An 11596-nucleotide genomic window follows, 5' to 3' on the forward strand; every position below is an offset into this window, starting at 1 on the left:
AAAGAGGTAGCAATGGGATTTTTTAAAAAGTTAAAAGAAAAAATTTTTCGCATCAAAACTGATGATGAAAAAAAACTAGAAAAAGAAGATAAACTAGAAGAAAAAAAAGCAAAGAAATTAACTGAAGCTGAAACAAAAGAAATTAAAAAACTTCAAGAAGTTGAAGCAAAAATTGAACAAACTAAATTAGTTGAAATTGAAAAAGCAACTAAAGTAGAAAAATTTGTTACAGGTTTAGCAAAATCAAATAGCAATTTTTCTAAAGCCTTATTAGATCTAAATGCTTCAACAATTAAAATTGATGAAACTTATTTTGAAAGTTTAGAAGAAATTTTAATTATGTCAGATGTTAGTTTAAAACTGACAAATGTAATTATTCACGAAATTAAAGAAACAATTAAAAGACAAGGTATTAGTGATAAAAATTTAATTTCTGAAATTATTGTCGATAAGATGTTTTTACTTTATGCTAATCAAGATAATTTATCAACTGAATTAAATTTTCAAGATGGTCGCTTAAATGTTTTTATGATGGTCGGAGTTAATGGTAGTGGTAAAACTACTTCAATTGCTAAAATTGCTGCTAAATTTATTAAGCAAAACAAAAAAGTTTTAATCGCTGCTGCTGATACTTTTAGAGCGGCAGCTGCTGAGCAACTAAGCATCTGAGCAAAAAGAGTGGGAGCAGACATTGTAACTGCAAAAAAGGAAAATCAAGATCCTGCTTCTGTAGTTTACGAAACTTTAGAAAAAGCCAAAAAAGAAAACTATGACTTAGTTATTATCGATACAGCAGGGCGTTTACAAAATAAAGTGAACCTAATGAATGAACTTGAAAAACTAAATCGTATAGTGGAAAAATTTATTGAGCGCGAAATTGATGAAGCACTTTTAGTGCTTGATGCAACAACAGGACAAAATGGTATTAGTCAGGCAAAAGCGTTTAAAGAAGTTACTAAATTAAGTGGTATTATTTTAACTAAAATGGATGGAACATCTAAAGGTGGAATTGTTTTAACAATTAAAGATGAATTTGATATTCATGTCAAATTTATTGGTGTTGGTGAAAAAATTGATGACCTAACAGAGTTTGATCTAGATAAATTCATCTACGCAATGGCAAAAGATGTAATCGAAACTAGTGATTTAACTTAAAATTTTTTACAAGCAAATCTTGCTTGTAATTTTTGATTTTAAAACAGTGGCTTTTTTGTAATTTTTAAAACTATTATGTATAAAATAAATAACAGTGGAGACTTGATGAAAACAGAAAATTCTAAATTATCAAAAACTAAAACTACTTTAGTCAGAAAAGATAGTAATTTTCAGGATGAAGATATTCAAAGAAGTCTTTTTGAAAAGTATCATAAGCTACTTTCAAAATCACAGCAAAATATCTTAACACTAATTTTATTTGAAGATTTTTCTTATTCAGAAGTTGCTGATGAATTAAATATTTCTAAAGCAGCAGTTGCTGATGCTTATAAAAAAGGTCTTGCTAGATTAATTGAAATTGAAACAGCAATTAAAGATAGCGAAGCAACTTTTAATAAAGAGCAAGAAAATCAAACATCAAGTAATCATCTAGATTCAAAAATAGGAAAGCATTTTATGTATAAGCGTATATTAATAAAATTATCTGGTGAAGCATTAGCCAATAAAGAACAGAGTTTGCAAATTGACTATAAATTAGTTAAAAAAATTGCCTTGCAACTTAAACAACTAGTTGATGAAGACATTCAAGTTTCAGTTGTAATTGGAGGTGGCAACTTCTGAAGAGGCGCTAGTGCTGAAAAAAACGGTATCCCACGTAACCGAGCTGATTATATCGGAATGTTAGCAACTGTTATGAATGCTTTGGCATTACAATCAGGTTTTGAACAACAAGGTTTAAAAGCACGTGTACAATCTTCTTTAAATATTGATTCACGTGTAGCCGAAAATTACATTAATGAAAAATCAATTAAATATTTGGAAAATAATGAAATTGTAATTTTTGCAGGCGGTACAGGTAGACCTTATTTTACAACTGATACAGCATCAACATTATTTGCAAGTGAAATTAAAGCAGATGCTATTTTAATGGGTAAAAATAATGTTGACGGTATTTATAGTGCAGACCCTAATATTGATAAAAGTGCGATTCACTATGACACCATTACATATGATCAAGTTATTCGTGATAACTTAAAAGTAATGGATATAACTGCAATCAGCATGGCTCGAGATAATAATTTAGATTTAGTTGTTTTTAATTTATTAGAAGATGAATCAATTATTAAAGCAGTTAAAGGTGAAATAAAATTAACACGCGTTGTAAAGGATAAAAAATAAGATGTTTGATTTTGATGAAATTAGTTTAGAAATCGAAATGGCTGCTGAAGAAAAAATAAAACATTTTGAAATTCAGCTTTCTAAAATTTCTACAGGAGCAGCCAACCCTGCTTTATTAAGAAATGTTAAAGTCATGTATTATGATGAATTAACACCACTTGAAACTATCGCTGCAATTTCAGTTCCTGAAGCAATGCAACTTTTAATTAAACCTTTTGATGTTTCATCTACCAAAGACATTATGGTCGGTTTAAATAAAAGTGGTTTAGATATTAATCCTTCAAATGAAGGGGATAAAATCAGAATTACTTTTCAACCCTTAACTACACAAAGAAAAAAAGAACTAGTTAAAACTGTTCATAAATTTGCTGAAGAAGCAAAAATTGCAATTCGTTTAATTAGGCAAAATGCAAATAATAAAATTACAAAAGCTGCAGATGTTTTAAGTAAAGATGTAGTTGAAGATTATAAAAATGATGTCCAGCTTTTTACAGAAAAGATGACTGGTAAAATTAACCAAATTGCTGCTGAAAAAGAAGCACAATTAATGAAGGTTTAAACATTAAAAATTATTTTTAAAAAGTGATGATTATGCCGATAAACAGGCACTTTTAGGTTACTTTTGAAGTAATAAAAAATTTAAAATTAATACTATTTAAATTTAAAATTTATTTAAAATCAAATTACTAAATTTTAAAAAGAAAAGGAAAAAAATATGCAATATAAAAAACGTGAAGACGTACCTGAAAAATACAAATATGATCTGAGTACAATTTTAGAAAATAAAACAATTGAAGATCTTTTTCAAGAATTAGAAAAACTTCAAAAAGATTTATTAAAAGAAAGAGATACACATTTAGATTCACTAGATAATTTAGTGGAGCATTACAAACTATGAGATAAATGAAGTATCTTAGGAGAAAGAATTTATAACTACATAAGTAATAATTTATCAGTTAATGTAGTTGATCCTGAATTTAATAAATTACAGCAAAAGTTCTTTATTTCATTTTATTCATTTAAAGAACAATGAGGAGATGAAGAAAAAAGATTACTTGATAAAACTGATCAATTAAAAGAATGAATTAAAGATGATCGTTTAAAAAATTATGCTAAGTCTTTAGAATTCACTATTAAAAATAAAGAATATCGTTTAACTGATTCAGTTGAAGAATATTTGAATAATACAGAATTTGGTAAAACAAATTTAAGTGAAATTTTTAGTGTCTTATCTAATTCAGAACTTGATTATGGTTTTGCAACAAATAAAGATGGTTCACGTAAAGTAAAAATTACTTTAGGAAATCGTTCTACTTTACTTGAAGATGAAGATGAAGAAATTCGAAGAACTACATTATTAAATTATAATCATGGTTATGCTAAACATCGCCAAACATTTGCAAGATTATTAATTTCACACTTTAAAAAAGTTTCATCAGAAAGTTTAATTAGAGGTTTTAAATCTAGTGTTGAATCTTATTTATTCTCTGATCAAATTGATGAAAGATTAGTTTTAAACCTATATCAAAGTGTTGAAAAAAATACACCTATTTTACAAAAGTATTGAAAAGCATATGCTGATTTTTTTAAATCAAAATACAATAAAGAATTAAAAATGTGAGATACATTATTGCCTATTGCTGAAGTAGAAAATAAATATACAGTTGAAGAAGCACAAGAATTAATTTTAAAAGCAATGAAGCCTTTTGGTGAAGAATATATTTCCGTTTTAGAAAAAGCATTCAAAGAACGTTGAATCGACTATATGCCTGTTGAAAATAAAAGAAGTGGAGCTTATTCAATCGGTGGTTCATATGGACTTGAGAAAAAATATATCATGATGAACTTCAACGGAAAACTACGTGAAGTAAAAACTTTAGCACATGAACTAGGTCACTCAATGCATTCATATTTTAGCGATAAAAGTTTACCTTATTCACTAGCTTCATACCCTATTTTCTTAGCAGAAATTGCTTCAATTTTTAACGAGTTAATGCTTGACTATTATCTATATGAAAATACTGATGATATTCAAACTAAATTATATTTACTTAGTGAATCAATTAACGATTTTCAAGGAACAGTTTTTAGACAAGTACACTTTAGTAACTTTGAATACGATCTATATAAATTAGTAGATAATCGTTCACCTTTAGCAGGTTTTGAAGATATTCAAGCTATCTACAAAAAACTAGGTGAAAAATATAAACTAAATGATATTGAAGATCCTTTCCCAGTAGAAGAACAAGCAATTTATTCAGCAATTGTTCCACATTATTACTATAACTTCTATGTTTATAAGTATGCTATTGGTTATATAGTTGCTAATGTCTTCTTTAATAAATTTAAAAATGAAGGGGCACAAGCTTTACAAACTTATATTAATAATTTCTTATCAAAAGGTGGAAGTAAATGACCTGCAGAAATCCTAAAAGATGCAGGTGTTGATCTATATGATTCAGCAATTTATGAAAAAGCTTTTGAAATACTAAATGATAAAGTTGAAAAATTTATTGAACTAGGTAAAAAAGTTTATTCAAAATAATTTAATCAAATATGCCATTCGGCATATTTTTTTATTGCTTAGATTCAGGAAATAAAAAAAGCACAAATTCCCTTGTGCTTTGAGATTATCATCTGAAGAAGCTACATAAACAAATAAATGTTAAGGCTTGGCAGACGTCTAATTCAGTGAATTAGAACCAACTTCATCGAAGTTAGCTAATTAATTTATACCATAAATATGTTGCTTTTCGCAAAACAAATTAAAAAAAGAAGCACAAGCAACAATAGCTGCTTGGCTTCTAAATTACGTTATTCATGTTAATATTTATACGAAAATAAACTTAAAATAACGATTTTATAAATTTTTTGAGTGCAGACTATCATGAAAATTGATTAGAATTTAATTCTAAATTTTCAAAATTTTCTACACTAGATCCATTAATGACTACTCTACAGATTATTGTTCATTTAACATTCGCTGCAGTTTGCAATAATGAATCGTCATCTAAAAATTCAGCATTTAAAACATTTTCGAAATCAAAAGTTACTTCTTCAAATTGTTCTAATGTTTTGTTCATAAAATAACCTACTTTCATAATTTAGTTGCTACTATTTTATATAATTTTCAAAAAAATTTTTTGCAAAAATAATTTTTTTTAGTATTATCTTTTTTATGAAAGTAAAAAGATTAACAAGTTTTAGTTTTTTAAACATGTTACATCACAAATTTAAATGTGATGATTCTTTTTATTGCTCTTCAAAAATTTTTAGTTATACAGATAAAAAAATTTTCGGATGAAAAATACATATTTCATCACTTGAAAAAAATTCTGATGAAATATTGAAAAAAGTTTACTTGTATTGTTTGAAATATAAATTGACCTTTAAATTTATTTCTAGTCATGAAAATTTATTTATTACTTTAACAAGAGTTTATAACAATGAGCAACAGGGAAAATTTATAACTATTTATTTCCCCAATAAGAATACTATGGAATTACATTATAAAAATCTTAGCAAAATTTTTAGATATTATAAAGGTCCATTAATTATCACCGATATGCGAAAAGGTTTTAGTAATATTGTTCAATACAGATTTTCAAGATTTAATTTTGAGAATAAAAACCAAAAAAATAATATTGGAAATTATTCACTAAAAAACTTTTTCTTTTCAGAAAATAATCTATTAAAATTAGAATTATTCAAATATAAATTTATAAAAATGATAAGTGAAAACAATTCAGGTTTTACTGCAATTGTAGAAAAAGATAAAGAAAAATTCATTCTCAAATGCATTAAACCTCATATCAAGGTTAAAGAAGGCTTATCATATAAAATGATTGCTAAAAATGAAATTAGTAATCTTGAGTTATTAAAAAATAGTGGTTTTGTACCAATAATAAAAGAATATTTTTATTACAAAAATCACACTTTTATTATTAGAGAATACATAAATGGTTCTACTTTAGAATCGCAAAAATTAATGTTTTATTATGGACTAAAAAACAATGATAAAACAAGAACAAATAATGTTATTAGATTAATTAAAAACTTATTTAATACAATAAAAAAACTTCACAAGATGTCAATTATTTATAATGATTTTCATCCTGATAATTTTATTTATGACATTAAAAATAATAAACTTTGATTTATCGATTTTGATGCATCATATAAAATTGAAAATAAATTAAAAATTGATAACATACATTTTAATTTACCTCTAGCTCATATTAATAAAAAAGATTATGAAGCAGACATAATTAAATTAAGTGTTATGATAATTGGCTTATTAACTAGCGCTAACAAATTGGCAGAAGAAGATAATCAAACTTCATATTTAGATTATTTTAAATATGTTTCTGACAAGAGAAAAATACCAAAACAATTAGTTATAATTATAATATCAATTATCGAAAATCCAAATTGAAATAATGTTGCTTTACAACTTGCAAAATTAAATTTGAAGTTTTTAAAAGATGAATATAAAGATGCAAGTAATTGAAATTCTTTTGTTATTGAAACTCATAATTCATTAACAAAAGAAATAAATGATTCTAAATCTTTAATAAGTAACATGCCTGATGAAATTCATCTAAAATTAATTTTTCACCCTATTTATCAAAACTCATTTTGAGCTAACCATGAACATGTTGAAAAGTGATTGGTTAATAAAATGCCTTTTTATAAATTTATTGATTTATATTTTATTGAAAAAAACAAGAAGGAAGCAATTAAGCTTTTAAATGATATGCTTGTGATTTCAAATGGTATATTCTACGTGAAAAACGAAAACTATTTTAGCCCCAATTTACAAGATGGAACATCACTACTTGCACTTGTTTTATTCGAAATTTATAAACTAGACAAAAATGAAGGAATCCTCATATTAATTGAAATTTTATTTAATTCAATTAATAATCCAATTCAACCAAAAATTATTTTTATGCACGGCTCTGCAGGAGCGATGCACGTTGTACTAAAACTTAACAGTATAATTAAAAAAAATATCTCAGATGATTTAAAGGATTTTTTAATTTTGACAGCAATGTCAATTTGCAAAAATTCTAATACATTAAAAATTTGAGATTACAAAAATACAATTTTAAATAATAAATTTATGCTAGGAATTCCAGGTGTTTTATACATTTTTGATGAAGCGTTTTCTTATTTAAAATTTTAAAATATTAAATTTACAATTACATAACGAAAGGAAAATATGAAATATTTTTTTAAAAATAAACTGCTTTTTTGATCAACTATTTTAACAATAATTATAACAGTTACTTCAGGACCTGTTGCCTTATATTTTTTAGGAAGAGTTGTTCAAACATATGTTTTTGCAGGTGGTCAACTAGTTAATCAATATGAAGCAAACGTAGATATTATTGTTTTTTTCACTTTGACAGCATCTGCTGTTGTATTTGGGGCACTGTGAGCTTATTTAAGAATTAATCTTATAAATAGATGTATTTTTTATTTAAGGGAAGATATATCTTCAAAAATTTCAAATATATCAGTTAAAAAATTGTCAGATAGTTCTTCATTAAGTGCTATTTATACAAACAATGTTGAACAAGTAAAGGAAACATTTTTCAGAGAATTTTTAAGCTTAATTAATTACAGTGCAACTTTTATTGTTTCCATAGTATTGATGTCAGTTATATGAATTCATTTATTATGAATTTCTGTAATAGTTATTTTGTTAGGTCTTCTTATAACAATCTTGACACAAGGAATTGCTCAAAAATCTCATTTACTTTATCAGCAAAGTGAATCAAAATATGTTTCGGAATCAAATAAAATTTTCAACAGTCATAGAACATTTTGATTCAATTCAAAACAAAACTTTTTTAAGACTTATCTCTTAAAATCTTTCACCAATTTTAAAAAAGGTGCGTACAGATCATTTAATTTTGAATTAGGTGTTGATTCTATTATTAATGCTTTAGTTGTGCTTGTACAGTTTTCAACTCTAATTGCTTCAATTTTAGTTTTCTATTTTATAAAAGGACAATTTGAAGCAGGATTTCTAGTGTCAATCCTTGGTTTATCAGGAACATTAATTAGTACATTTTCAATGACATTGAATAGTGTATTTTCAGTAAAAGCAGGTGTAGTCTTATTTAAAGTTTTTGATATTGAACAAGAACCTGAATTAGAAGATCTAAAAACAAAAATAAGAAACATTAAAGTTGCAAATTTAACTTTTAATAATGGTGAAAGAGATATTTTCAAAAATGCTAATTTCGCTTTTGAAACAAAAAAGAAATACCTTGTAAAAGGTGCTAGTGGAAGTGGTAAAAGTTTATTATTAAAATTCATTTTAGGAATGAACGAAAATGAAGAATCAAATATTTTAGTTAATGATCAAAATTTAAAACAACTATCAAAAAATGATTTCTTAAAACAGTTATCTTATTTAACAAATGATGCATTTTTATTTGATGAAAGTGTTATAAATAATATTTTAGTAGAAGCTAAATTCGATAAAAATCGTTTACAAACTATTTGTAACATTTTAGAAATTAGTGACAAATTATTAAAAACAACTAACATAGCCAAATTATCTTCAGGAGAAAAACAAAAAATTTCTTTAGCTAGAGAACTATATAAAAATAAAAAAATCTTAGTAATTGATGAGGCATTTTCAAACTTAGATAGAAATGTCAAAATTAAATTAAATGATTTTTTAACAAAGCAAAAAGATTTAACATTAATCGTTATTGCACACCATTTAGAAGAAGAAATTGAAAGGGGATTTGATGAAATTATTGCCATATCATAGAAATGCACTTTATTATTTAAAAGTAAATTTCTGATACTCATTTATTACTTTTTTAACTGTATCAATTGCTGCATCATTGGGGGCAATTTCTCCTCTTTTTCTAACACAATTATTGACCGAGATTTTAGCATCTCCAAATGATTTTAATCAACAAGTTATTATTTGATTAGTAGTTTCAATTTTAGGTTGACTTTTTTTTGTAATTTTTATAACTATTAGTCAGGTTATGATTAGAAAATTAAGAATTAAAATGCAAAAATCAATTAAAGATGATTTTCAAAACTATATCTCAAAAATTTCTGCAAATGATTTTAAAAAAATTGGTAATGAAACATTCTTCAACTGATTTAATACTGATATAGTTAATCTTGCAAAATCATATACAAGTTTTTATGATATCGTTAATGCATTAGTCGCAATTATTTCAATCGTTTTAACATTTGTATTTCTTCCTTCATCTAACGTGATAATTGCAGGAGCTTTTATTCTAGGTTTATTTGTAATTTCAGTTGTTCCATTTTTCTTTACTAAAATGAATAAAAGAGAAGTTGCTAATCAGTCAAAAACATATGATAAATTTTTTATCAATGTTTCAAAACTTTTAGAAAACTTAAAATATTTAAAAATTAATTTTTATTTAGATAAAGTAATTAATAAAGTTAGTGCTTCAAATCACGCTTTATTTAAAGCGGATATTAAAAAAGATTATGTTACATTAATATCTGATACAGTTGCCAATATTACTTATTTAGTTTACTTAGTTTTATTTATGGGTTTAGTATTAGGATTAATTTATATAGGAAATACAACTAGTAATTTACCTGCATATTTAATTCCAGGGATTGCCTTAATGTCAACAGTTGATAATATATTTAGAAGCGGTAAAAGCGAAGTTTTAACATTATCAAATACATATATCCAAATTAAAAGTCGTGTTGCAATTATTAATAAATGAAAAGAAGAATTTTCAAAACTTGAAATTCATGATGAAGCAAATAAGATTGAAATTAAAAGTATTAGTTTTGCAAATTTCAAATCTCCTTTTGTTAAAACAAATAAATATTCAGAGTTTAATTTTAAACTAGATGATCAAGTTAGAAAAATTTTAATTTTAGGAAAAAACGGAATTGGTAAGTCAACTATTTTAAATTCAATTTTAAAAATAAATGAAGAGTATTCAGGTTCAATTAAAATTAATGATCAAGATATTTCAAAAATTTCACCTGAAACAATTTATAAAAGTTTAAGCTATATTGATTCTCATAACGTAGTTTTTGATATTTCAATTGATGAAAATATTGCTCTTGATTTTGAAAGTCAAAATCAAAATAAAATAACTGTTGTAAAAACAGTTGCAAAGATAGATTTTGAATTAGAAAAAGATCAACTTGCTAGCAGTTTATCAACTGGACAAATTCAACGAATTGATATTGCTAGAAACTTATATAGGGGTAATAAAATTTTATTACTAGATGAAGCTTTTGCTAATATCGATAAAAAAAGAGCAATTGAAATTGAAGAATCATTATTAGCAAACAAAGAAATAAGAATGATTAATATTAGTCATAATATTTCAGATGAATTAGCTGATAAATATGATTTAGTTTTAAAACTATAAAATTATTATTTGTAAACTTCTTTTCAGAATATGAAAAGAAGTTTTTTATAAAATTTAAAACAACTCTAATTCATTTAAAAATTAAATAAAAAATATTTTTAATTAAGTATCATTTTATAAAGAAAGGAGAATGATGAAATACTTTTTAAAAAACAAATTACTGTTTTTCTTATTAATTATTGTATTTATAATCAATGCAACAACATCGCCTTTAAGTCTTTACTTTGCAGGAAAAATGGTGCAAACATATGTTTTTTTTAATTCTCAAATAGTTGACCAAGCAACTTCTAATTTGAACATAATTCTTTTCTTTGTAACTCTATCTATTAATACTGCTTCAATTTTAAGCAAGCGATATCTTAAAATAATTTTATTAAGAAGATGTACATTCAACCTTAGAGAAGATGTTTCAAAAGGGATATCTAGAATTTCGCTAAAAAAACTTGGAGAAAAACTTGAACTAAATTCTCTATACACAAATAATATTGAGCAAGTTTATAATTCATACTTTAATGAATTTACTAATTTTATATTTTATTCATTATTGTTTATTTCATCTTTAGTAGTTGTTTCAATTATTTGAATTCACTTACTTTGAATATCTATGATAATTGTTACTCTAGGTTTTTTAGTAAATAGACTATCTAAAAAATATACTGAAAAAGGATATTTACTAGAGCAAAAAAGTGAATCAGAATATGTAAGTAATGCAAGTAAATCATTTAACAGTTATAAAACTTTTTGACTAGCAAACAATAGAAGTTTTTTTGTTCAATACTTATCTAGAATATTTAGTATATTTCAAAAGAAAAAATACCATTAAATGAACAACATAATGATAATGGTTACGT

At 24.7% G+C, this 11596-nt stretch carries 9 protein-coding genes and 1 pseudogene; 9 read left to right on the top strand and 1 reads right to left on the bottom strand.

The genetic code is table 4. The features are described from left to right. Positions 1-12 precede the first annotated feature (12 nt). From ftsY to pepF, 5 genes and pseudogenes are all read left to right on the top strand, one after another. Complete coding sequence (gene ftsY, locus CJJ23_RS01240) at positions 13-1155, top strand: signal recognition particle-docking protein FtsY (RefSeq protein WP_095334573.1); 1143 nt, start codon at positions 13-15, stop codon at positions 1153-1155. Between the two features lie 105 nt (positions 1156-1260). Further along, positions 1261-1518: pseudogene (locus tag CJJ23_RS05320) on the top strand (sigma factor-like helix-turn-helix DNA-binding protein); the annotation flags it as partial. 93 nt (positions 1519-1611) lie between these two features. Further along, positions 1612-2334, top strand: a complete 723-nt coding sequence (gene pyrH / locus CJJ23_RS01250; RefSeq protein WP_095279134.1) for a UMP kinase — start codon at positions 1612-1614, stop codon at positions 2332-2334. Between the two features lies 1 nt (position 2335). Then, positions 2336-2893: a ribosome-recycling factor gene (locus tag CJJ23_RS01255; protein WP_095334574.1), complete on the top strand. Its 558-nt coding sequence runs from the start codon at positions 2336-2338 to the stop codon at positions 2891-2893. Positions 2894-3049: 156 nt separating this feature from the next. After that, the gene (pepF, locus tag CJJ23_RS01260) at positions 3050-4879 is read left to right on the top strand and encodes an oligoendopeptidase F (protein WP_095334575.1); all 1830 of its coding nucleotides are present in this window, start codon (positions 3050-3052) and stop codon (positions 4877-4879) included. A gap of 337 nt (positions 4880-5216) precedes the next feature. On the opposite strand, the gene CJJ23_RS01265 is transcribed toward pepF, so the two are convergent. Continuing rightward, the gene (locus tag CJJ23_RS01265; protein WP_143823599.1) at positions 5217-5417 is read right to left on the bottom strand and encodes a hypothetical protein; all 201 of its coding nucleotides are present in this window, start codon (positions 5415-5417) and stop codon (positions 5217-5219) included. Positions 5418-5830: 413 nt separating this feature from the next. Here CJJ23_RS01265 and CJJ23_RS01270 point away from each other — a divergent pair, with 413 nt between their 5' ends. From CJJ23_RS01270 to CJJ23_RS01285, 4 genes are all read left to right on the top strand, one after another. After that, positions 5831-7522, top strand: coding sequence for a protein kinase domain-containing protein (locus tag CJJ23_RS01270; protein WP_180737998.1), 1692 nt, complete (start codon positions 5831-5833; stop codon positions 7520-7522). A 36-nt stretch (positions 7523-7558) separates the two neighbouring features. Further along, positions 7559-9127, top strand: coding sequence for an ABC transporter ATP-binding protein (locus CJJ23_RS01275; RefSeq protein ID WP_095334578.1), 1569 nt, complete (start codon positions 7559-7561; stop codon positions 9125-9127). Further along, positions 9105-10745, top strand: coding sequence for an ATP-binding cassette domain-containing protein (locus CJJ23_RS01280; RefSeq protein WP_095334579.1), 1641 nt, complete (start codon positions 9105-9107; stop codon positions 10743-10745). The genes CJJ23_RS01275 and CJJ23_RS01280 overlap by 23 nt, the downstream gene beginning before the upstream one ends. 133 nt (positions 10746-10878) lie before the next feature. After that, entirely contained in the window at positions 10879-11568 is a 690-nt protein-coding gene (locus CJJ23_RS01285) for an ABC transporter ATP-binding protein (protein ID WP_095334580.1), read from the top strand. The last annotated feature ends 28 nt before the right edge of the window (positions 11569-11596 follow it).

The organism is Mycoplasmopsis agassizii, assembly GCF_002276225.1.
In the GTDB taxonomy this organism is placed as follows: domain Bacteria; phylum Bacillota_I; class Bacilli_A; order Mycoplasmatales; family Metamycoplasmataceae; genus Mycoplasmopsis_B; species Mycoplasmopsis_B agassizii_A.